Annotated in this window: 23 protein-coding genes and 2 tRNA genes; 13 read left to right on the top strand and 12 right to left on the bottom strand. The window is 62.8% G+C overall.

What is annotated here, in order from left to right:
* Position 1: 1 nt before the first annotated feature.
* Together NO932_RS04860 and NO932_RS04855 are read right to left on the bottom strand one after the other, a co-directional pair.
* Positions 2 to 2,176: a glycosyltransferase family 2 protein gene (locus NO932_RS04860; protein ID WP_309209968.1), complete on the bottom strand. Its 2,175-nt coding sequence runs from the start codon at positions 2,174 to 2,176 to the stop codon at positions 2 to 4.
* A gap of 24 nt (positions 2,177 to 2,200) precedes the next feature.
* On the bottom strand, positions 2,201 to 2,998 hold the full coding sequence (locus NO932_RS04855; protein ID WP_309209967.1) for a glycosyltransferase family 2 protein: 798 nt from the start codon (positions 2,996 to 2,998) through the stop codon (positions 2,201 to 2,203).
* 426 nt (positions 2,999 to 3,424) lie between these two features.
* Between NO932_RS04855 and NO932_RS04850 the strand changes: the two genes are divergently transcribed.
* The 5 genes from NO932_RS04850 (at position 3,425) to NO932_RS04830 (ending at position 9,308) form a co-directional block, all read left to right on the top strand.
* Entirely contained in the window at positions 3,425 to 4,102 is a 678-nt protein-coding gene (locus NO932_RS04850; protein WP_375142847.1) for a TetR/AcrR family transcriptional regulator, read from the top strand.
* Positions 4,103 to 4,137: 35 nt separating this feature from the next.
* The gene (locus NO932_RS04845; protein ID WP_309209964.1) at positions 4,138 to 5,070 is read left to right on the top strand and encodes a TAXI family TRAP transporter solute-binding subunit; all 933 of its coding nucleotides are present in this window, start codon (positions 4,138 to 4,140) and stop codon (positions 5,068 to 5,070) included.
* 77 nt (positions 5,071 to 5,147) lie between these two features.
* The gene (locus NO932_RS04840) at positions 5,148 to 7,094 is read left to right on the top strand and encodes a TRAP transporter fused permease subunit (RefSeq protein ID WP_309209963.1); all 1,947 of its coding nucleotides are present in this window, start codon (positions 5,148 to 5,150) and stop codon (positions 7,092 to 7,094) included.
* Between the two features lie 91 nt (positions 7,095 to 7,185).
* Positions 7,186 to 8,058 (top strand): amidohydrolase family protein, encoded by an 873-nt coding sequence (locus tag NO932_RS04835; protein WP_309209962.1) that lies wholly within the window; start codon positions 7,186 to 7,188, stop codon positions 8,056 to 8,058.
* A 95-nt stretch (positions 8,059 to 8,153) separates the two neighbouring features.
* Positions 8,154 to 9,308: a LysR family transcriptional regulator gene (locus NO932_RS04830; RefSeq protein WP_309209961.1), complete on the top strand. Its 1,155-nt coding sequence runs from the start codon at positions 8,154 to 8,156 to the stop codon at positions 9,306 to 9,308.
* Here the strand turns inward: NO932_RS04830 and NO932_RS04825 are convergent.
* The 4 genes from NO932_RS04825 to NO932_RS04810 form a co-directional block, all read right to left on the bottom strand.
* Complete coding sequence (locus NO932_RS04825) at positions 9,305 to 10,360, bottom strand: 4-oxalomesaconate tautomerase (protein WP_309209959.1); 1,056 nt, start codon at positions 10,358 to 10,360, stop codon at positions 9,305 to 9,307. The two genes, NO932_RS04830 and NO932_RS04825, sit on opposite strands and share 4 nt — an antisense overlap.
* Positions 10,353 to 11,024: a 4-carboxy-4-hydroxy-2-oxoadipate aldolase/oxaloacetate decarboxylase gene (locus tag NO932_RS04820; RefSeq protein ID WP_309209958.1), complete on the bottom strand. Its 672-nt coding sequence runs from the start codon at positions 11,022 to 11,024 to the stop codon at positions 10,353 to 10,355. The genes NO932_RS04825 and NO932_RS04820 overlap by 8 nt, the downstream gene beginning before the upstream one ends.
* The gene (locus tag NO932_RS04815) at positions 11,024 to 11,752 is read right to left on the bottom strand and encodes a PIG-L deacetylase family protein (RefSeq protein WP_309162253.1); all 729 of its coding nucleotides are present in this window, start codon (positions 11,750 to 11,752) and stop codon (positions 11,024 to 11,026) included. Before NO932_RS04815 ends, NO932_RS04820 begins: the two co-directional genes overlap by 1 nt.
* Positions 11,753 to 11,975: 223 nt before the next feature.
* A tRNA-Gln gene (locus tag NO932_RS04810) sits at positions 11,976 to 12,050 on the bottom strand.
* 145 nt (positions 12,051 to 12,195) lie between these two features.
* Here NO932_RS04810 and NO932_RS04805 point away from each other — a divergent pair.
* Together NO932_RS04805 and NO932_RS04800 are read left to right on the top strand one after the other, a co-directional pair.
* Positions 12,196 to 12,272 (top strand) — tRNA-Pro (locus NO932_RS04805).
* A gap of 120 nt (positions 12,273 to 12,392) precedes the next feature.
* Entirely contained in the window at positions 12,393 to 12,725 is a 333-nt protein-coding gene (locus tag NO932_RS04800) for a hypothetical protein (protein WP_309209957.1), read from the top strand.
* A 30-nt stretch (positions 12,726 to 12,755) separates the two neighbouring features.
* Here the strand turns inward: NO932_RS04800 and NO932_RS04795 are convergent, their stop codons facing one another.
* The 3 genes from NO932_RS04795 to NO932_RS04785 all read right to left on the bottom strand — a co-directional run bounded on the left by NO932_RS04795 (position 12,756) and on the right by NO932_RS04785 (position 14,998).
* Positions 12,756 to 14,096 carry an NAD(P)/FAD-dependent oxidoreductase gene (locus NO932_RS04795; RefSeq protein ID WP_309209956.1) on the bottom strand — a complete coding sequence of 447 codons (1,341 nt, stop codon included), beginning with the start codon at positions 14,094 to 14,096 and terminating at the stop codon, positions 12,756 to 12,758.
* Positions 14,093 to 14,263 carry a hypothetical protein gene (locus tag NO932_RS04790; RefSeq protein ID WP_309209955.1) on the bottom strand — a complete coding sequence of 57 codons (171 nt, stop codon included), beginning with the start codon at positions 14,261 to 14,263 and terminating at the stop codon, positions 14,093 to 14,095. Before NO932_RS04790 ends, NO932_RS04795 begins: the two co-directional genes overlap by 4 nt.
* Before the next feature lie 120 nt (positions 14,264 to 14,383).
* Positions 14,384 to 14,998, bottom strand: coding sequence for a biotin transporter BioY (locus tag NO932_RS04785; RefSeq protein ID WP_309162257.1), 615 nt, complete (start codon positions 14,996 to 14,998; stop codon positions 14,384 to 14,386).
* Between the two features lie 68 nt (positions 14,999 to 15,066).
* Here NO932_RS04785 and NO932_RS04780 point away from each other — a divergent pair, with 68 nt between their 5' ends.
* Entirely contained in the window at positions 15,067 to 15,987 is a 921-nt protein-coding gene (locus tag NO932_RS04780) for an MBL fold metallo-hydrolase (RefSeq protein ID WP_309209954.1), read from the top strand.
* Here the strand turns inward: NO932_RS04780 and NO932_RS04775 are convergent.
* Both NO932_RS04775 and pdxH read right to left on the bottom strand, forming a co-directional pair.
* Positions 15,955 to 16,764, bottom strand: a complete 810-nt coding sequence (locus tag NO932_RS04775; RefSeq protein ID WP_309209953.1) for a DUF1499 domain-containing protein — start codon at positions 16,762 to 16,764, stop codon at positions 15,955 to 15,957. The two genes, NO932_RS04780 and NO932_RS04775, sit on opposite strands and share 33 nt — an antisense overlap.
* Positions 16,765 to 16,767: 3 nt before the next feature.
* Positions 16,768 to 17,394, bottom strand: a complete 627-nt coding sequence (pdxH, locus tag NO932_RS04770) for a pyridoxamine 5'-phosphate oxidase (RefSeq protein WP_309209952.1) — start codon at positions 17,392 to 17,394, stop codon at positions 16,768 to 16,770.
* Between the two features lie 154 nt (positions 17,395 to 17,548).
* On the opposite strand from pdxH, the gene NO932_RS04765 reads away from it, so the two are divergent.
* Positions 17,549 to 18,502: a J domain-containing protein gene (locus NO932_RS04765; protein WP_309209950.1), complete on the top strand. Its 954-nt coding sequence runs from the start codon at positions 17,549 to 17,551 to the stop codon at positions 18,500 to 18,502.
* On the opposite strand, the gene NO932_RS04760 is transcribed toward NO932_RS04765, so the two are convergent.
* Positions 18,499 to 19,446 carry an L-threonylcarbamoyladenylate synthase gene (locus tag NO932_RS04760; protein ID WP_309209948.1) on the bottom strand — a complete coding sequence of 316 codons (948 nt, stop codon included), beginning with the start codon at positions 19,444 to 19,446 and terminating at the stop codon, positions 18,499 to 18,501. The two genes, NO932_RS04765 and NO932_RS04760, sit on opposite strands and share 4 nt — an antisense overlap.
* 59 nt (positions 19,447 to 19,505) lie before the next feature.
* On the opposite strand from NO932_RS04760, the gene NO932_RS04755 reads away from it, so the two are divergent.
* The 4 genes from NO932_RS04755 to NO932_RS04740 are packed head-to-tail and all read left to right on the top strand — an operon-like array spanning position 19,506 to position 22,037.
* The gene (locus NO932_RS04755) at positions 19,506 to 20,459 is read left to right on the top strand and encodes a histone deacetylase family protein (RefSeq protein WP_309209947.1); all 954 of its coding nucleotides are present in this window, start codon (positions 19,506 to 19,508) and stop codon (positions 20,457 to 20,459) included.
* A 10-nt stretch (positions 20,460 to 20,469) separates the two neighbouring features.
* Entirely contained in the window at positions 20,470 to 20,703 is a 234-nt protein-coding gene (locus NO932_RS04750; RefSeq protein ID WP_309162268.1) for an exodeoxyribonuclease VII small subunit, read from the top strand.
* 15 nt (positions 20,704 to 20,718) lie between these two features.
* On the top strand, positions 20,719 to 21,306 hold the full coding sequence (locus tag NO932_RS04745; protein WP_309209945.1) for an SCO family protein: 588 nt from the start codon (positions 20,719 to 20,721) through the stop codon (positions 21,304 to 21,306).
* On the top strand, positions 21,303 to 22,037 hold the full coding sequence (locus tag NO932_RS04740) for a TlyA family RNA methyltransferase (RefSeq protein WP_309209944.1): 735 nt from the start codon (positions 21,303 to 21,305) through the stop codon (positions 22,035 to 22,037). Before NO932_RS04745 ends, NO932_RS04740 begins: the two co-directional genes overlap by 4 nt.
* Positions 22,038 to 22,045: the final 8 nt, after the last annotated feature.

Here is a 22,045-nt window from a genome sequence, read left to right as displayed (position 1 = left end):
CTCAAGCACTGCGTTGCGACATCAGGGGCGGTTGACGTTCGCGGCCTGCGCGCCGGGCCACGGCGCGGCGGCTGCGGAAATAGGCGGCAAAGCCCGCGACCATTCCCCGGCGCTCCGCCCATTTGAGAGCCGATGGGTAATCCGAAGGCAGCCGCGCATTCTTGGACGATCCGGGTCCGAGGATGTGGACGAGGGCTGCGGGAAGCCCGAGAGCATAGGCCAATGCCGAAGAGGGGTGATCGAACAGGGTCTTGGTGAGATACGCGCCCAAACCTACTCCATAGCCATAAGCCTGCCCTGCAATACCCTCCTCGGTGCGCCGATGATGGTGCCAGACGATGGCTCCCGGTTCGTAGGCGAGTTGGAATCCTGCAAGGATCGTCGCGGTGAAGGCAGCCAGGTCATCGCCTCCACGCGCCAACGTCCCCGCACCCAATGCCGGGTCAAAACCGCCAATGGCATCGAGCGCAGCCCGGGAAAACGCCATGTTGGCTCCCGAACCGAAAGCACCTGGGGCATAGGGAAAGAGGCTTCCCTTGGGACGGTTGAACTCGAGATCGAAAAGCCTGGGCGTGAAGCCCTTGTTGAAGCCCCCATGCGCCTCGGTCCACCACTGGGCGCGGGTTTCGAGTTCGGCCGGCAGGATAAGGCCGGTGACACACCCGATACGTGCATCGCGGGCAAAGGCGTTGCCGATGACAGCGAGCCAGTTGCGATCGACGAGAACATCGTCATCTGTGAACGCCAAGATCTCGGCCCGGGCTCCGGCGATCCCCCGGTTATGCGCCAAGCCGAGCCCCGGATTGGCTTCGTGCCTGTAGCAAATATTGGTCCCCGCATATCTCTGCGCGATCAACTCGCGGGTTGCGCTGCTCGCCGGGGCGCTATCGACCACATGAATCTCGAACTGGCGATAGGCCTGGACCAGCAGGCTATCGAGGCATCTCACCAGCATCCCGGGCCTGTCGCGGGTGGCGACGACGACGCGGGCGGTCGGCGGTTGGGACAGGACTTTCGCCGGCCGGACCGCAGCCTCATCGCCGGCGCGCGCTTGCTGCAAGAGCACGGAAAACTCCCTTGCCTCGACGGGGCGGCCATGGGTAGCAAATTTCGCGATACCGAGCGGCCGGTCATGTTCGCGCACGAGGCAGAAGGCACCTCCATAAATTCGCCCGTTTCCGGGGTCGTCAGACGCAAGCTCGCCGATCGGTTCGGCAAGGTCGAACTGAGCGACCTTGATGGGGGCAAAAGGGGGTGCTTCCGCTTCGGCTTTGCTCCGCGTTCGGCGCGGGAGAGCATAGGCCGTGGCGGTGATGGCAAATCCCGCGATGATGGCGCCGGCCCGGAGAAATCCGTCCCATCCGCCGGCCAATCCCTTGAGGACGCCCGCGGGCAGGACGCGCCTGACGTAACGGGTTTCGGTCTTCAAGCCCTGGCCACCGCCCAGCCGAGCAGCAAGAAGCGCTTTCGAGCGTCCTTCCGCACGGCACCGCTTGACAAAATAGCGCCAGCTCACGCGCTCGGGATCGATCCGGTGCCTGACGCGGACGGCGGGATCATAAAGTATGCGGCTCAACGGAAATGCCGACTGGGCCCGGATGCAGAGCTCGGTTTCCTCGCATCCGCCACCATCGGCACCGACGCGTCCCAAGGTTTCGGAAAAACCGCCGCAAACGTCGAATGCCATCCGGCGGAAGGACATGTTGCATCCGATGAGATTTCGCACCGAAGCCGCCGTCTCGGGCTGGCCGCGATAGCTGCATCCCACCACCCAGTCGAATTCCTCCGGCCACCAACTGGGGCGCCCGCCTGGCCAAACCGGCTCGATGTAGCCGCCGACGGCCAAAACATCGCGGGTACGATAGATCTCAAGAAGCTTTTCAAGCCAATCGGGGGCGGCCCGCGCGTCATCGTCGATAAAGGCAATGATATCGCCGGTGGCCGCCGCGACGCCGCAATTGCGCGCGCTCGACAAGCCTTGGGGGCCGGTATTCGGGATCACCCGGACATTGGTGTCATCGGACGCCAGGGCGTCCGCCACTGTCTGATTATGATCGACAACGACGATGATTTCATGGGCTGGGCGCGTTTGGATCTGAACCGATGCCAACGCATCGCGCACAAGTGGCAGCCTGGAAGTTGAGTGGGTGCAGATGACGACTGAAATCTTCTCCATTTCAGACATCCCCGAGCCCAGCAGTCAGTTCTGTTGAGACTTTGCGACGTCCAGGCCTGGCAGCTCCCTTTGCGGCCGGCTGCTCAACCGCATGATGGTTGTCAGCACGCGCCATCCATCCGGTATTGTACGCAGGTTGCTTTTGCCGTGGATGCGCCGCTGCTCGGTGCTGGCGACCTCGGTGATCTTGAGATTGGAGAGCAGCGCCTGAACGTTCATGCTGGTTTCGATTTCGAATCCCACGGCATCATCGAGCGACATGCGATCGAGAACGTCGCGCCAGAAGGCGGCGTAGCCATAGCAAAGATCGGAAAAATTCCCGCCGAACCGCAGAGATACGAGCTTTACGAGCCCCCAATTGCCCAGCCGCCGGTACCACTCCATGTCCAGCGTGCCACCACCTTGCAAAAAGCGCGAACCCTTGACGAAATCCGCGCCCGAAAGCAGCGCGCCGACGAAGGCCGGTATCTCGCGAGGATCGGTGGAGCCATCCGCGTCGAGCATAACGATGATTTCGCCTCTGGCGGCGCGAAAGCCCGACATCAGCGCGGCACCCTTGCCGGGCCTGTCCTGCCCTACAATAACGATGTCCGGCATCAATCGCTGCGCGACGGCAACGGTGTCGTCTTGCGAGTTTCCATCCACCAGAACGACCTCATCCACCCAACGGGGAATGAGCGGCAAGACATGCGGCAAATTCCTTGCCTCGTTCATCGCAGGAATAACTACAGAAATTACGGGCGTGTTCCTGTGTTTCTGCCTAATGAAGCCAGGATCTGCAGAATTCCTTTTTTGAATACGGTGGTCCAGCTCGATCTTCATTTGAGCCCCTCAGGCAGTCATGTAGAACAGAACAATACTCTTAAGCTTACTACTCGAAGAGCGCGCTCAGCACACCGCAACAGGCGGGCGATTCCATAACAGCCGAGACCGCAGAAGTTAGTTACCTGCACCAGAAATACAGTGGTGAAATAATTTAATATATATAGCAAATGTAAGTAAATATGTTTCTCGATTTAGCTCGTTAGCAGTACATATATACATTTATATCCTCTCTGCCGCCCAGACCGATCCGTCACCTCGCATTTCCGACGAAAACTTGTGACACGGGATGTGAGGCATGAAGAGCCTGCCGCCGCCATACCCCCCCCTTGGCCCGCTTCTTCCCGCCTGTGGCCGCTGCAACATCACGGTTGACTCTCCGGTTCGATTTGTACATTTGTACAAATAAATCGTACGAATGTACGAATGGAGGAACCCTTGTCTCGAGCCAATGTGCGTGAAGCGCTGCTTTCCGCTGCGGTCCGGCTGTTTTCGTCGAACGGCTACAATGCCGTTTCCATGCGCGAGATCGCCAAGGCCGCCGGTGCCAATGTCGGCAGCCTCACCTACCATTTCGGTTCGAAGGCCGTGCTGCTGCGCGAGATTTATCAGCGCCACACCGAACCCATGAACCACCGGCGTATGGAATTGCTGGGCGAAGCCCGCCGCATCCAGGATGCCGACGAGCGCCTCATGGCGATCCTTCGCGCCTATGTGATCCCGGCCTTTTCCTCCTCATCGGATTTCGACGGCGGCGGGGCGGATTTCACCCGCATGCGCGCCGTTCTTTCGGCGGAAGGCAACGAAGATGCCCGCACGATCATCGCCGGCGCCTTCGACGCCACCAGCCGCGCCTTTCTCGATGCCATTGCCGAGTGCCTTCCCGATGCCGATCGCGAGGGCCTTGTCTGGCGCAGCCAGTTTCTGCTCGGAGCGCTCTATTACGCCCTGATCAACCCCGAACGCGTCACCCGCCTTTCAGATGGCGCGGTGGACGGAAACGACCGCGAAGCGGCGGTCAACCAGATCGTGGAAGCCAGCTTTGCCAGCTTCCGCGCTCTGGCCAAGCACGGCCACGACCAGAAATCGGGCCACGCGGCATAGTGCCACCATCATTGAACTTGGGAGGTTCTCCTAAAATGCAGTTAGTCAAAATGCTCGCTGGCGTCGGGCTCACGCTTGGCCTGATGGCCACGCCCACCCTCGCCCAGGAGCGTATTTCCATCGGCACCGGGGGCACCGGCGGGCTGTTTTACATCATCGGGGCCGGTATGGCCGAGGTGATTAACCAGAATATGGAAAACGCCACGGCGCGCGCCGAAGTGACCGGGGCTTCGGTGGAAAACATCCGCCGCGTGACCGCCGACCAGATGACCTTCGGGTTCTCCTCGTCTTCGACGCTCTATGAAGCGAGCGTTGGCGAAGGTCCGTTCGAAGCGCCCTTGCCCGTCGCGGCCATGGCCTATCTCTACCCGGCCGTGCTCCAGATCGCGACGACGGCCGACACCGGCATCGAAACCATGGCTGAACTCGCCGGCAAGCGCGTCAATATGGGCCCTCCGGGCTCCAACTCGGCCGTGCTGATGCAGCGTCTGATGGAAGCCTACGGCGTTTTCGATCCGGCCAACGCGCAGTTCCTCTCCTACACTGAAGGCACGGCTGCGCTCATGAACGGCCAGCTCGACGCCACCGTGGTGCTGGCCGGTGCCCCGACCGCGGCCCTGATCGATCTGGGCTCCCAGCGCGACATGAAGCTGATCCCGATCGAAGAGGAAACCGTCGGCGCAATGCTGGCGGAATTCCCCTTCTATCAGGTCTACGAGATGCCGGCGGGCACCTATGAGGACCAGGCCGAACCGGTGCTGGTGATCAACGATCCCGCCACGCTCTTTACCAGCCAGTTCGCGACCGACGAACAGGTCTACGCCATCACCAAGGCGCTGTTCGACAATCTCGACCAGCTCGCGCAGGTTCACCCCGAGGCGGCCAATATCAGCGTTGAAACCGCGGTCAACACGCCGATCCCGCTTCATCAGGGCGCTCAGCTCTATTTCGACGAGCTGGCACAGTAATTCCGCCACTCAATCGCGCTTGCGAAGGGCAAAAGCGGTGCGCCGCTTTTGCCTGAATCTCACCGGGAGTAACATCCATGTCGTTCCTGTCCGACGTCCACAACAAGCTCGCGCTGCCGAACGAGCATGGAACAGGGAAAGAAGCGGCGATCGTTTCCTTCCTCTACGCCGTGCTCGCGGTGGGCGTAACGGCGCTGGTCATTCACGGCGCCTATTTCGGGAGCATCACGGCGCTGATCCTGCGCGCCACGTTCTTTTCACTGGCCGCTTCGGCCGGCCTGTTGGCTGTGGCATTGCAGATCCGATCCGCCCTTGGACGCGCCGCGCTCTACCTCCTTGCGCTCATCGCGCTGATTCCGGGTCCGCATCTGTGGACCTCCTATTACGACATCATCATGCGCGGCGCGATGTCGACGCCCATAGACCAGTACATCTTCCTCGGGCTGCTCGCGGTCACCCTCGTCCTCGTGCGCAAGACGCTGGGCTGGGCCCTGCTGATCCTTTCGGTCGTGGCGCTGATCTACGCCTATTTCGGCTATGTCATCCCCGGCAAATACGGCCATGGCGGTTATGACCTCGCCCGCCTGACCTCGACGCTGTTCCTTTCCACCGAAGGCTTCTTCGGCGTGCCGATGGGCGTTGCCGTCGAATACATCTTCCTTTTCGCCCTTCTGGGCATGATCCTGATGAAAATGGGCACCGGCGAGGTGTTCGTGAACATCGCGCGCGGGCTGACCGGACGCGTGCAGGGTGGCCCTGGGCTTTCTGCTGCCGTTTCGAGCACGTTGATGGGGACCATCAACGGCAGCGCAGTCGCCAATGTGGTGACCACGGGCACGTTCACCATTCCGCTCATGAAACGGGTGGGGTATTCGGCCAAGCTGGCTGGCGCGATCGAAGCCGCGGCCTCTTCAGCGGGACAGATCCTACCACCGGTAATGGGCGCCGCCGCGTTCCTTATGGCCGAGATCATCGGCGTGCCCTATTCGACCATCGCGCTCGCCGCCCTGGTGCCAGGGCTGCTCTACGTCTTCGCGCTGCTTGTCGCGGTGCGGCTCGAGGCGGGCAAGCTGAACCTGGCGCGGGATACGGCTGGGGGCATGGCGTTCCTTTGGGAAACGCTCAAGACCCGCGGCTATCTGTTGGTCCCGCTGATCGGCATCATCGTGCTCATGAGCCTGGGCATGACGCCGACCCGTGCCGCGGTGTTCTGCATCGTGCTGGCGCTGGCGATCAGCCCCTGGCGCAAGGATACGCGGCTGGGTCCGATCGGCCTGGTTCTGGTATGCCGCGATACGCTGATCTCGACCGTTCCCATCATCGCCGCCGTTGCCGCCGCGGGGATCGTAATCGGCGTGCTCAACCTCACGGGCCTGGGGCTGATGCTCTCGAGCCTGATCCTCGAAGTCGGGGCGGGCAATATCTGGCTGATCCTGATCCTCACTGCTCTGGCCTCGTTCGTTCTGGGCATGGGCCTGCCGACCTCGGCCGCCTATCTGCTGCTGGCCGTATTGATCGCGCCGGCGCTCACCCAGCTCGGCCTGCCTGCGATCTCGGCCCATATGTTCATCTTCTACTTCGGGCTCGTTTCGGCCATTACCCCACCCGTGGCGCTGGCCGCCTATGCCGCCGCCTCGATTTCGGGCGCCGGAGCCAACGAGACGGCAGCGGAATCGATCAGGCTGGGGTTCGTCAAACTTCTCGTGCCGTTCCTGTTCGTAACCATGCCGGGCATTTTGATGATCGGCACGCCGGTCCAGATCACGCTCGGGATCGTGTTCGCCACGATTGCGGTGGGCGTCCTTTCGGTGGCGTTCGCGGGCTGGATGGTGCGGCCGATGAGCTGGCTCGAACGGGGCCTGCTGATCGCGGGTGCGCTGCTGGTGTGCTGGCCGACCCCGGTCGATGCCACCGATCCGGTGACGGTCGGCGCACGGGTCATCGGGGTCGTGTTCGTGGCAGTGACGATGTTCCGCGTGGTCACCGCCACTCCGCGCCCGGCGGCGCAAGCCCAGATCAACTAAGCGAGTTCAAGTCGCTTTTTTAGAGCGGCAAGGCGGTTCCCGGTCCATGCGGCCGGGAACCGGCCGTGCCAGACTATCGAGAAAGAGCCCTATGTCGCAAAATCTTCCTCCCCACCCCAACCCCAAAAAGCCCGACCTCGTTCTTCCCGAGGGCGCGTGCGATGCCCATTGCCATGTGTTCGGGCCGGGCAACGTATTCCCCTATTCGGATGCGGCGACCTATCGCCCCGAAGACGCGCCCAAGGAAAAACTGTTCGCGCTGCACCGGCATCTGGGCCTGTCGCGCTCGGTGATCGTGCAGGCCAGCTGCCACGGCACCGACAACCGCGCCATGGTCGATGCGCTCCGGGCGGGTGGCGGCGCCTATCGCGGCATCGCCATGGTCGAGCGGGACGTGAGCGAGGAGGAATTGCGGGCGCTCCACGAAGCGGGTGTGCGTGGGGTTCGGTTCAACTTCGTGGCCCATCTGGGAGAAGCGGCCGACAAGGACGCGGTTCGCGAAATCGTCGCCAAGATCAAGCCGCTCGGCTGGCACATCGTCGTCCACTTCGATTCTCACTGGCTCGAAGATCTCGCCCCCTTCCTCGAGGAACTCGATATCGTGACCGTGATCGACCATATGGGGCGGGTCGATGCCAGCGCGGGCGTGGAACAGCAGGCCTTCCAGTTGCTGCTCCAGCTCATGGAAGACGAGCGCTTCTGGGTGAAGGTTTGCGGCTCGGAACGCATCTCCCGTGCGGGACCGCCATTCCACGACGCCGCCGAATATGGCCGCCTGCTGGTCGAGAAATTTCCCGATCGCGTCCTTTGGGGCACCGATTGGCCGCATCCCAATATCAAAAAGAACATGCCCGACGATGGCGAGTTGGTCGACCTGCTCAAGATCATCGCACCCGGCGCCGACAAACTCGAGGCGCTGCTCGTCACTAATCCGACGCGGCTTTACTGGCCCGAAACTCTGTGACAGCGTGAGGGGCGGGTTACCCCGCCCCCTCTTTCCAAGAAGGCCTGGCAAACACATTGGTCATTCCGGAGCTGAACCTGCGGCATCTGAGGCTCATGCTGAACGTTGCGCAAACCGGCTCGATCACCACCGCCGCCTCGCGATGCAATATCAGCCAGCCCGCCGCGACCCAGGCGCTCAAGAAGCTGGAGGCCGGTTTCGGCCAGCCGCTTTTCGACCGCACCACTAAAGGCATTTTTCCAACCCCGAGCGGCGCCATCCTGACGGCCCGCATCGAACGTGCTTTGGGGCTGCTCGATGCCGCGGCGACCCCCTTCGGCGCGCGCCTCCACCTTACGGCGAGCACAGCGCGTCTCAGGGCCCTGATTGAACTGGCTCATAGCCAGAATTTCAGCCTGGCTGCCCGCAACCTGGGCATTACGCAACCTACCGTGCACCGGGCCATAACCCAGCTCGAACAGGAACTGGGCCGTCCTCTGTTTCGGCGCACGCAGTTCGGGATTGTTCCAACGCGCGTGGGACATCAACTCGCGCAGGCCGCACAATTGGCCTTTGCCGAGCTAGCCCAGGCGCAAATGGAGCTTGAAGAGACGGGAGGGAACGCCCGCCTTACCATCACGATCGGCGGCATGCCGCTTTCACGGGCCTTTCTGCTGCCCAGGGCCATGGCCCAGTTCCAGCGTCGATACCCTCAGGTCAATTTCAGGATCGTCGAGGGCCCGTACGAAACGCTACTCGGGGGGCTATTGCGGGCAGAGATCGATCTGCTGCTCGGCGCGTTGCGGACCCCGCCCCCGGTCGCCGATATCGTCCAGGAGCATCTCTTTGAGGACGAGGTGGTCGTCGTCTCCGGACCCGGTCACCCGCTCGCCGGGGAAGTCGCTCCCGATTTGCGCCAGGCGCTGGACTTTCCCTGGGTGATTCCCTTTTCGGGCACGCCGGCGCGCCAGCACTTCGATGCACAGATCGAACGCGCTGGCCTTCCAACGCCCTTCACCATGGTCGAAACCAGTTCGATGATCCTGATGCGGGAACTCCTCCATCAAGGGCCGTATCTTGGCGTCGTTTCGCGCCTTCAGGCGACCGGTGAAATCGAAAAAGGTCTGATGAGCGCCCTGCCCATCGCAATCGAAGACAGCCGGCGCGCCATCGGACTTACGATGCGCAGCAATTGGCGCCCGACGCCCATGCAGAGGCAATTCCTCGATTCCGTGCGTGGGCAGTTCGGCCACCCGACACCAGCGGGTTAAAATACGTAGCCATCCATAAGCTTGCGCGCCGTGCGCAGAACGCCGGCAGATGCGAGTTCACCGCTCCCGTCGAGCCGGGCGATCACCGTGAATTCCCCTGTGGGATGTTCCACCGAAATCGACTTGTCGGCCCCAGGTCCGATCTTACCGTATCTGGCGGCGGGGCCACTCGGCAGCAGACACGCGCTGGCGACGCTGACGGCGGCCAAGACGCCGATCGCGTCGTGGCATTTATGGGGAATGAAGCTGCGGGTCGAGATCGCGCCGCCATTGGCCGCCGGGCTCACCAGGGTCATCTTGGGAACGGACTTCTCCGAGACATCGCCCAGATTCATCATCGGCCCGACCGCCAGGCGAATCTCCTCGAGCCGCGCTTTCAACGTCTGGTCTGCATCGAGCTCCGCCGGCGCCTCGGTGCCGGTGATCCCGAAATCGGCGGCATCGAGGATGACGCAGGGCATGCCGTTGTCGATCAGCGTCAGTTCGACGCCGTTGACGGTATCGATCGCATTGCCGGTGGGCAGCAGCGCGCCGCAGCTCGAGCCTGCCGTATCCTCGAAGACGATCGGAACAGGCGCCGCAGTGCCGGGCACGCCATCGATCCGGGCTTCCCCGGCATAGTCGACGACGCCGCCTGGGGTGGACACGGTGGCCGTCGCGATCTGACTGGTGTTTTCCATGAAGATGCGAACATCCGTGGTGCCATCCGCGGCCGCAACCAAGCCGCGTTCGATGGCGAAGGGGCCGACCCCGGCAAGAATGTTGCCGCAGTTCTGCGCATCGGTGACGATTGCCTTGTCGACGAACACCTGCAGGAAGAGGTAATCGACATCGACCCCGTCCCGCGTCGAGGGCTTGACCACCGCCACCTTGGAGGTGAGCGGATTGGCTCCGCCCATGCCGTCGATCTGGCGCGGATCGGGCGAGCCCATGATCCGAAGCAGCAACGCGTCGCGGACCGCGGGATCGGCGGGCAGATCCGAGGCGAGAAAATAGCCGCCCTTGGAAGTCCCGCCCCGCATCCACATGACGCGCGTACCGGCCTTAGACATATTTGAGACCCTTTTGCTCAAGGCGCTCGCGCATGCCGTAGATATCGAGGCCTAGCTCACCGGCCACCAGGCGCTTGCGCTTGGCCTCCTCGTTCTCGACGCGTTTGCGGGAGGCTTCGAGCACTTGCGCCGCTTCGTCGCGGCGCACCACGCAAACCCCGTCGTCATCGGCCACGATAACGTCGCCCGGATTGATGTAGGCTCCGGCGCAGACGATCGGCACGTTCACCGATCCGAGTGTTTCCTTAACGGTGCCCTGGGCGAAGATCGCCTTGGACCAGACCGGGAACTTCATGGCGGCGAGATCGGCCACGTCACGCACGCCGGCATCGATGATCAGTCCCTTGCACCCCCTGGCCAGCGCGGAGGTCGCCAGAAGATCGCCGAAATAGCCGGCGTCGGACGGCGAGGTGGGCGCGAGCACCAGAATGTCCCCGTCCTTGATCTGCTCGATGGCCACATGAACCATCCAGTTGTCGCAAGGGGGTGCGGAAATCGTGACCGCAGAAGCGGCAAGCCGGGCGCCCGAATAAATCGGCCGCATATAGGCCGCCAACAGCCCCTTGCGCCCCTGCGCCTCATGCACGGTGGCAACGCCGCATTCGGCCAGTCCGGCGATGATCGCGGGATCGGCCCGCTCGATGTTCTGGACGACGACGCTCATCAGAGTTCATCCACGGTGCGGGGGAAGATCGACTGGAAGCCTTCCGCATATTGGGCCTTGCGGCCTCCCGACTGACCACCGGAATTGCGCATGAAATGATTGGCGCGGTTCTGCGCCACGTTCTCATAATAGCGCCAGAGGTGTTCCTGGCCCTGCATGCACTGAATCGCCGCCCATTTCTTATCCCAGACAGGGGTGATGTCGAGGAAGGTATCGGGCTTCCATTCCATCTGCTCGGTCTGGTGCGGCTCGAACAGGTAGACCTGGGGCGCGCCCAGGATCTTCTCTCCCGGATTGTGCCCCCAGGCCTGGGCGATGGCGCGGCATTCCAAGGTCCACTGCGACACATACATGTGGTCGGTGTTGTAGGGGTCGTATTTGGAATGCGTCATCATAAAGCTGGGCTGGACAGCGCGCATGACGCCCACCAGCCGGTCCTTGGCTTCACGGGTCATTTCCAGCGGATAGTCGCCCAGGTCGAAGAACTCGATGTCGTGAACGTCGAGCGCCTTGGCCGCGTTTTCAGCTTCCTTGCGGCGCTCGGACTTCACGACGTCGAGGGTCATGCCCTCGTTCTTCCAGAGCTTGGCGCTTTCTCCGCGTTCGCCATAGGAAAGGCAAACCACGGTGACGTTATAGCCAAGTGAAGCATGCAGCGCGATCGCACCGCCGCAACGCCACACGAAATCGGCCGAATGCGCGGAAACAACTAAAGCGGTTTTGTTCATCTCTTCTCGTACCCTGTACCTGCATCGATCGGCAGGCGGCGGGGCGCCTGCGCAAAGTTCAGACAACAAGCTAGGGAAGCGCGCAGGAATGGGAAAATAGAATCGCGTCGCGCACCCATAAGTTCCGGCTATAGGGGAAGAAGCGACCACTTCGCGCCATAGACGCCAACGACCCTATCCCTGGGCGGGATGTGCGGGGAGATGATTTGGCTCTTGGAAAGGTTGGCTGGGGCGGCAGGATTCGAACCTGCGAATGTCGGTACCAAAAACCGATGCCTTACCACTTGGCGACGCCCCAAAAGCGGGTTGGTCCTACACTGTTTGCCCGTGCGCCGCAACACTGTCGAACGGGCTTGAACAGGCGCACGACGCACTATATAACGCCCCGAAACGACGACAACGCGCTGGGCGACTTTTCGCCGGACGCCTGCCGACGATGATATCGGAGTATAGCGCAGCCTGGTAGCGCACCTCGTTCGGGACGAGGGGGTCGGGTGTTCGAATCACCCTACTCCGACCACTTTAGACCCGGCTTCGGACAACCGAAGCCGGGTTTTGTTTTTCCCTCTTCGCAGCCTTCAGACGACGCGCTAGAATAGCCGGCGCTCCCGGACCGGGAGTTATGGGGGAACATTCGAAAATGAAGAGATTGCTTGCAGGTGCGGTCGCGCTGGCCGTCGCCGCGACGGCTGCAACGGCATGGGCTCAGAGCTATGACCGCCGAGTCCAGATCGTCAACGCCACATCCGAAACGATGATGTATTTCTATGCTTCGACGGTGGATGCGCCGACCTGGGAAGAAGACATCCTGGGCGATTCCGTGCTGCCGGCCGGCAATGCGGTGGTCATGAACATCGATGATGGCAGCGGCTATTGCCGCTATGATTTCAGAGCGGTTTTTGCCGACGGCACCGAAGCGATCCAAGCCGGCGTCAATGTCTGCGAGGTCGCGACCTTCACCTTTCACGAATGAGGCAATGGCGCGGAGCTCCGCGCCAAACCATCATTGCTGGACGTTGGCGACCGTCTTGTCCAACTCCTCATCGATAGCCTTGCGGCTGTCGATCGACTGGGTCGTGGCGGCCTCCGGGCCGGTGATGAGGCGCGCGCCCTTGGCGTAGGTGATCCAGGCCCAGAGCCAGTTGACCAGCACGTTGATCCGGTTACGGAATCCCACGAGATAGGCGATGTGGACCGCCCCCCACATCATCCAGGCCGGAAAGCCAGTGAGTTCGAACCTGCCGAATTTGCCCACCGCGGCCGAACGGCCAATGGTGGCCATGGTGCCCCAGTCGCGATAGCGGAACTGGCCTTGCGGTGAGCGGCCCTGGCGGGCCCGGATTATCGACTCGGCAACATATTTGCCCTGCTGCTTGGCGACGGGCGCGAGGGCGGGAAGCCGCTTGCCGTCGGCGTCATGGGCGGTGGCGGCATCGCCAATGACATAGACGCCCGGCAGGCTGGGAACCTGCAGGTCCGCGCCCACGCTGACGGTGCCGTTCTTTTCCGTACCGACACCGAGCCATTTGCCGACCGGTGTGGCCTCCACCCCCGCGCACCAGAAGACGTTGGAGGTGGCGATGAAGGTTTCGCCCGCCATGACACCTTCTTCGTCGATCTTTTTGACCGGCGAATTGGTAAGGACCTCGACGCCCAGATCGGTCAGCTTGCGTTCGGTATAGGCACCCAAATGCTTGGGATAAGCGCCCAGCAGGCCGCCAACCGCCTCAACCAGCACGACGCGGGCAGCGCGGGGGTCGATATTGGTGAAATCGCGGGCAAGGGTCGCCTTGGCCAACTCGGCCAGCGCGCCAGCGGTTTCAACGCCGGTGGGACCGCCCCCGATCACCACGAACGTCATCAGCCTTTCGCGCAAAGCCGGATCGTTTGTGGTTTCGGCACGCTCGAAAGCGAGCAGCACGCGGCGGCGGATGTTGACGGCATCGTCAATGGATTTGAGCGCGGGGGCAAAGGACGCCCACTCGTCCTCGTGGCCGAAATAGGTGTATTTCGAGCCTGTGGCGACGATCAGCGCGCTATAGGGAATTTCGTCACCGCTCACGCAGTGTACGATCTTTTTTTCCGTATCGATATCGCCCACTTCCTGCATCATGATCTCGATGGCGCGGCCCTTGCCCGGCGAGAGAACCGAGCGGATGGGGACGGCGATTTCGGCCGGGGAGAGCATGGCCGTCGCGACCTGGTAGAGCAGCGGCTGAAAAAGGTGGTGGTTGCGCTTGTCGATCAGCGTTATCGGCACACCGGCACGGGCGAGGGTCTTGGCCGCGCTCAGGCCGCCAAAGCCTGCTCCGACGATGACAACGCGGCGTTGGTCGTCACTCAATTCTTACTCTGGTCCTTATGGTATATTTCGTGAGCACCATGCTCGGCAGCATCTTTCTGCCGCGGCGTGGCTTTCGACGATTTGTATGCCCCGTAGGCAATCACGATGCCGAGGATGATGGCACCGCCGAGGACCGCGAACAACCAGGGATAGGGAAAGGGATCCATTTTTTTCTCCTGTAACCGTCATTTGCCTGTTGCAAACTCAACGGGGAGAACCCTGACCCGGTTGCAAAAACAAAAAGGGCCGGTCGCCCGACCGGCCCCCTGAAAAATAGGTTCTGGTGCTTATTTGCGTTCGAGCAGGGCCCAGCCGCCGACCACGGTCAACGCCGCAAAGGCCATCTTGACGATATCCCAGACGACGAACGGCTCGATGGCGCCCTTATAGGCGGACAGCACGACATTGCTCTGGTCAATCCAGCCGGCCTGACCGGAAAGCGCCAAAAGCCATAGGAAACCGGCGACGAGGCTCAACATGGCGGCACCGGTCATCACCAGGAAGAGCGGGACAACCTTACGCGAAAGGCCCTTGTCAGCGGCATAACCGATGATAGCGGCCATGGGCAGCCAGCTCAGGATGAACCCGCCGGTGGGGCCCATCAGATAGGGCAGCCCGGCGCCGGCGCCGGCAAAGACGGGAAGCCCGGCAAGGCCCTGGACGAGGTAGAGCGCAACGGTGGCCACGCCCAGGCGTGCACCCAGCGCGGCGGCGAGGGCCGCAACGGCCATAGCCTGAAGGGTGACCGGAACAGGCCAGACTGGCACGTTGATCTTGGCCGAAATGGTGAGCAGCACCGAACCCAGGAAGGCAACCGCAACCGCCGAGACCAGGCGTGCGGCTTGCGAGCGGGGCTGGTAAAGGCCGAGAAGCGTGTTGGAAGTGGCGAAAGTCGTGGCCATAACTTGTCCCTTTGCGTTAAAGCCGAAGCAAGAAGCTTTTGTTCTAGCCAGACATGCGAGCGTGCGCAATGCCCGCCTCCTTTCCCTCCCCGCCCTATTCGACCGACTTTGACCCGCAGACGGGCGAACCGGTGACGATAGTGCCCGGACTGGTGAGGGTGACGGCACCCAATGCGAGCCCCTATACCTTTACCGGCACCAACAGCTTTCTGATCGGCCACAATGCGGTTGCCGTTCTCGATCCCGGCCCTGATGATCCCGTTCACCTCTCGGCGCTGCTCGAAGCCATCGATGGAAGGGCCGTGTTGGCGGTGATTCTTACCCATACGCACCGCGACCATAGCGGCCTGGCGCAGCGGCTGATGGCCAAAACCGGGGCGCCGCTCTGGTCGGGCGGGCCGCACCGGCTGTCGCGGCCGCTCAAGCGGTTTGAGTTCAATCCCTTTGCTCGCTCCGGGGATTTCACGTTGGTGCCCGATCGTACACTTGCCGATGGCGAAACGATCGAGATCGACGGTATCGGCTACAAGGTCGTGGCGACGCCCGGCCATTGCGCCAACCATCTGGCCCTTGCGGCACGAGGCGGAAGCCATCTGTTGGTGGGCGACCACGTCATGGGGTGGAATTCGACCGTCGTGGCGACGCCCGACGGGGATCTGGGCGACTATCTTTCCTCGCTGGATCGGGTGATAGCGCTGCCGCAGACGCGATATGTGCCGGCCCATGGCGGGGAAATCGCCGACGGGCCTGGTTTTGCCCGCGCACTCAAGGCGCACCGGCTGATGCGGAATGGTCAGTTGCTCGACGTCCTGCGGCGAGGGCCGACGACGCTATCTGCGGCGACGCGGGCGATTTATCCGGCGCTCAAGGGCAAGCTGGCGATCGCGGCGCGGCGGACGCTGCTCTCGCACGCCGAATATCTCGAAAGACGCGGCGAAATCCTGCTCGAGCGCGGACTATTGGGCACCCGTCTCGCCCTCCGGCACTAGTCCGGGATCGACCGGCGCGGCCTCGGTTTCGGCCATGTTGTTCTGGATATGAACCGAGACAGCATCATCGAGCGCAAGAAGAAAGCTCTCGATGGCGCGGCCATTGTCGCCCAGATCGTGCAGCACGGGATCGACCGAGGCGGCGCGCAGGTCGATGAGCGCACCGATCGGGTTGGGCACAACGCGAAAAGCGATCTCGTTTTCAAAGCCGAGAAGCGAACGGCGCAGGGCGTTGAACTCACCGGCCTGCTCGGCGGTGGGCGGGGTTGAGGCGATCACCTCCCAGCCATTGGCGCCCGCCAGAGCCTCCCCAAGCGAGAACAGCGTTTGAGGCGGAATGCGGTAGATGCGGGTGATGAGATTGGGAAACGAGATCAGCACCGTCTCGGAATCGACCTGGGATTGACCAGGGTTGGCCATACGCAATTGCGGCGGATTGGACAGGGCGGTAGTGACGTCGGCGGTGGACGGATAGAGCTCGGCCAGCACCGCCGTGACCGCTGCGGGAGCCAGGCACAGAAGGCCCAGTGCGAACCCCACGGTCGCGGGCCCCCAGCCCCTGTCGCCGGTGAACCAGAGGCGGATATAGGCGGCAAGGCCCACAAGGAACGCGGCCGCTGCGCAGAGCGTCCCGATGATCAGGCTGATCTCGAACACGTCCGAAGCGACCTGGCCGATAACATGAAGACCGGCGGAAATAACGATCAGCGCGGCGGCAAAGAGCGCCAGGCGCCGGGCCCAGATCGCGAGCTTGGACGTGCGAACCAGAATGCGCATAGGCTAGGGATAAAGCCGCGTGCGGCCCCAGGACGCATCGGGCGCCGGACGGGAGAAAAGAACCCGGTCATGCAGGCGGAAGGCGCCATCCTTCCAGAATTCGATTTGCAGGGGGATGATACGGAAGCCTGACCAATGCGCCGGGCGATGGATATCGCCGTCCGAAAAGCGTTCGGTGAGGGCATCGACCCGATCCACCAGCACCTGACGGCTTTCGAGCGGGCGGGACTGGTCCGAGGCGTGAGCACCGATGCGCGATTGGGCCGGGCGCGTCGCGAAATAGGCATCGGCTTCGGCGGGTGGAACCTCTTGTGCGATGCCGCGCACGCGCACCTGGCGGCGCAGGCTCTTCCAGTGAAACAGGAGGGCGGCCCGGGGATGGGCGAGCAGTTCACGCCCCTTTGCCGATTCGAAATTGGTGAAGAACACAAAGCCCGCCGGGGAAAAGCCATTCAGCAGGACCATGCGGATATCGGGCAAGCCGGCTTCATCGACGCTTGCGACGGCCATGGCGTTGGGATCGTTCATCTCGCTGGCCCGCGCCTCGTCGAGCCAGAGAGGAAAGAGTTCCATGGGATCGATGTCACCCTTGTGGGCATCGTCAAAGAGCAGATCGGTCAGCGAGGCCATGACGGACAAATCCATCCCTTCTGGACAATAGCGGGGTGCGTGGCCATATAGAACGCAAACCTGCGGCGCTTCAACTGCCCGCAAATAATGGAATCGAAAGGACGTGGCGCCACCGGCCGACCGCCGGGGCGCCCTTTCAAGGTGATTTAAGCGAATGCGCGACCCTTACACAGTACTTGGGGTGCCAAAGAGCGCCAGCGAGAAGGAGATCAAGAGCGCCTATCGCAAGCTGGCCAAGACGCTGCACCCGGACCAGAACCCGAACGACAAGACGGCGCACGAAAAGTTCGCCGAAGTAACGGCCGCATACGACTTCCTGTCCGACAAGACCAAGCGCGGCCAGTATGATCGCGGCGAAATCGATGCCGACGGCAATCCGAAGTTCGCCGGGTTCGGCGGCTTCGACCCTTCAGGCATGCGCGGCGGACGGGCGGGCGCCAGTGCCGGAGGTTTTAATGCCGAGGATATTCTCAAGGAATTCATGAGCGGCTTCGGCGGCGCAAGGCGCTCGGCCGGCGGCAGCCATTTCAGCAGCGGAATGGGCGCGGGCGGTGCGGGATGGGACCCGTTCACCGGCTCGATGGGCGGCGGTGCGCCCGCGGGCGAAGACGTTGTCGTCAACCTCGCCGTTTCACTCGAAGATGCCCACAAGGGCGGCTCGGTGCCTGTGACGCTGCCTTCGGGCAAAACTGTTTCGGTCAAGCTCCCCTCTCCCATCGAAGAAGGCCAGCAGGTTCGCCTGCGCGGCCAGGGACGCCCCTCACCTCTCGGTGGGCAGCCGGGCGATGCGCTGATCACCATCAAATTTGCCAAGCACAAGCAGTTCCGCCGCGACGGCAACGATCTGCGGGTCGATGTGCCGATCACGCTCTATGAGGCCGTGCTTGGCGCCAAGGTGCGTGTACCTACGATCGACGGCGCGGTGGAACTCAACCTGCCGCCAGGCCCTGACACTGGCAAGGCGCTGCGGCTCAAGGGCAAAGGGCTGTTCGGCAAGGGCGATCTCTACGTCAACCTGCGGGTCGTCCTCCCTGAAGGCGGCGACCCCGACCTTGAGAGCCTGATGCGGTTCTGGCGCGACCAGAAGCCTTATAAGGTCCGCGATTAGCCGCGCGGCGCGGCGGCGCGTTCAAGCCTGTCGTTGATCGCTTCGCCCAAGCCGCTATGGGGAATGGGCGCCACGGCTATGGTTTTGGCGCCGGATGCATCGAGACGCGCCAGGAAAGCGAAAAGATTGCGCGCGGCTTCGCGCAGATCGCCCTCTGGCGAGAGGTTGAGGAGCGGGCCGTCATGGGCCGGAGCTTCACCGAAGGCGAGATAGGCTTCGCCCGGAGACGGGGCATTGGCATCAAGCCGCAAGGCCGCGCCCGGGGCGTAGTGGCTTTTGAGCATGCCTGGCGCGGTGATGGCAGCGTCATGCGAGGCCTGGGCAACAGGTCTGCCGAGAGCCGCTTCGATATTCTCCCGTGGCATGGCCCCTGCCCTGAGCTGGGTCACCCTGTCGTCTTCGACCGCCAGGATCGTGGATTCAACCCCGCTGTAGCACGGGCCACCGTCCAGCACGGGGACCGCGCTGCCGAAAGCGGCGCGCACGTGCTCGGCGGTGGTGGGGGAAAGCTTTCCCGAAGGATTGGCCGAGGGGCCGGCGACGGGACGTCCCAGCCCGGAGATCAGATCGCGCGCCATGGGGTGTGCCGGAACGCGAAGGCCCACGGTATTGAGGCCGGCGGTCACGAGGTCGGAAAGACTTCCGCCGGGTTTGACGGGCAAGACGAGCGTCAACGGGCCGGGCCAGAAGATTTCTGCGATCTCCCGCGCCAGGGGGGAGAACACGGCATAGCGCTCGGCCATTTCGAGATCGGCGCAATGGCAGATCAGCGGATTGAAGCGCGGGCGTCCCTTGGTTTCGTAGATCTTGAGCACGGCATTGGAATTGGTGGCATCGGCGCCCAGACCATAGACCGTCTCGGTGGCGAAAGCACAGAGCTCCCCCGCGCGCAGCAATGCGGCGGCCTCCTGAACTGTCTGGGGATCGGTGCGTTCAATAGCCATCGAGGGTGTTTGACAAGCGGTCCGGGCCACGTCAAGAAGAGACGCTAGCCGAGGCCCAAATGACCACGCTTCTCATCAGCCAGACCAATGGCGCCGCGCACCTTACGCCCAAGGGCCATGCCGAACGCCAGGAGCGACTGGAGGCGGCGGCTAAGGCGCTGAGCCACCCGCGCTTTGCCGGACTTGTGCGCGAAGCGGCGCCTGGCGGCGACCTGGAATTGGCCGAGCTGGTGCACAGCCCCAAGGTGATGGGCACCATCCGCGACATACGGCCCGCCGAAGGGATCGGGCAGATCGATGCCGACACCTTCGTTTCCGGCAAAAGCCTCGATGCCTCGGCTACTGCGTTGGGCGGGGTCTTGCGGGCGGTCGAGGCCGTGGTGCTGGGCGAGGCGGATAATGCGTTCGTGCTTTCTCGCCCGCCGGGACATCACGCCGAACGCGAACGCTCGATGGGGTTTTGCCTCGTCAACACCATCGCCATCGCAGCGCGGCAGGCGCAGCGGCTCTATGGGGCCGAGCGGATCGCCATCATCGATTTCGACGTACATCACGGCAATGGGACGCAGGATATATTCGCGGACGATCCAAGCGTTTTCTATGCCTCCTCGCACCAGATGCCGCTTTACCCATGGACCGGGGCGCCGCACGAAACTGGGGTCGGCAATATCGTCAACGTGGCGCTCGACGCGGGGACCGGGGGCGCCGAGATGCGCGCGGCCTACAAGGAGCGCATCCTGCCCGCGCTCGACAATTTCGCGCCGGACCTGATTCTGGTTTCCGCCGGGTTCGACGCCGAGCGCCGCGACCCGCTGGCCCAGCTCGAATGGGTGGGGAGCGACTATGCCTGGCTCACGGGAAAGTTGATGGACATTGCCGCCAAGCGCTGCTCAAACCGATTGGTCTCGATGCTCGAAGGCGGCTACGACCTGGGCGGGCTTGCCTCGGGGGTATCGGCGCATGTAGGCATGCTGCTGACCGGCGAAGCCGGACCCGAACACAACGAACACTAAGGGAGCAGCCATGACCGACATTGCCGATATGAGCTTTGAAGCGGCGCTGGACGAGCTTGAAAAGATCGTCGCGCAGCTCGAAGGCGGCAAGGCCCCGCTGCAGGAATCGATCGCGATCTATGAGCGCGGCGAAGCGCTCAAGCGCCATTGCGAAGCCCTCCTCAAGCAGGCCGAGGCGCGGATCGAAAAGATCACGCTGGCAAGGGATGGAACTCCAACCGGCGTCGAGCCGCTGGATCAATAGCTGGGAATTTAGGCCGTGCTGGCAAAAGTGCGCATCGTTTTGTGGGCCCTGGTGGCCCTCGCCGCGATTTCGGCGACGGTGATCTTCTTTACCCGCCCAATCACGCCGTCCGGCTCGATGTTCGGCGGGCCGTTCGAGATGGTCTCGACGGCGAGTGGGGAGACGTTCACCCAGGACGATCTGGTCGGTACGCCGACGCTGATGTTCTTCGGCTACACCTATTGCCCCGATGTCTGCCCGACGACGCTGGCCGAAGCGACGGGGTGGAAGGAACAGCTCGGGCTCAGTGACGACGAGCTGCGCATCATTTTCGTTTCCGTAGACCCGGCGCGCGATACGCTCGAGCACACCAAGGCCTATCTTTCCAATTTCGGGCCGGAGGTGATGGGGCTCGTGGGCGATGAAGCCCAAACCGAGCAGATCAAGCGCTCCTACGGCGTTTTTTCCGAGAAGGTCGAGTCCGAAAGTACGACCGAGTATCTCGTCAATCATACGGCCTCGGTGTTCATGATCGACGATGAGGGCGAATTCTTCGGCACCATCGCCTGGGGCGAGGACACCGATGCCGCGCTCGACAAGGTGAGACGGCTCACCGAAGCATGAGCCGCATCCGGCTCGACATTGCGCTGGAGCAGCGAGGGCTGGTCCCCTCCCGGGCGCGGGCACGCGATGCCATCTTGCGCGGCACGGTCACCATCAACGGACATCCAGCCTCCAAGCCCAACCAGCAGGTTTCCGAAAGCGACGTCATAGCGCTCGATGATCCTGCCGCAGCGTATGTCTCACGTTCAGCCCTCAAACTCGTTGCCGGGCTTGATAGCACGGGCTTTGACCCACGGGGAAAAGTCTGTCTCGATCTCGGTGCATCCACTGGCGGTTTCACGCAGGTGCTCGCCGAACGGGGAGCTGCCAAGATCTATGCCGTCGATGTCGGGCATGGGCAGTTGCATGCCGATGTGGCTGCACTGCCCAATGTCGTTTCGCTGGAGGGCACCAATGCCCGGGATCTGGGGCCGGAGGTGATCGGCGAGCCGATCGAGATGCTGGTTTGCGACATCAGCTTCGTGTCGCTCACCAAGGTGATCGAGGCACCGTCGGCACTTTGCGTGCCGGGGGCCGAAGCGGTGCTTTTGATCAAGCCGCAATTCGAGGTGGGGCGCGACCACATCGGCAAGGGCGGCATCGTGCGGGCTGGACCGCATGTGGAAGAGGCAATCGCAGCGGTTATCGCAAAAATGTCAAATCTGGGATGGATACTGGTCGCTCGGATGCCCTCCCCGCTCAAGGGCGGTGACGGCAATATCGAGCAACTCGCCGCCTTCAGGCGCGGCTGAACCCGAGA

This window comes from Pelagibacterium sp. 26DY04 (assembly GCF_031202305.1).
In the GTDB taxonomy this organism is placed as follows: domain Bacteria; phylum Pseudomonadota; class Alphaproteobacteria; order Rhizobiales; family Devosiaceae; genus Pelagibacterium.
This window is presented reverse-complemented; position numbering and strand designations above follow the sequence as displayed.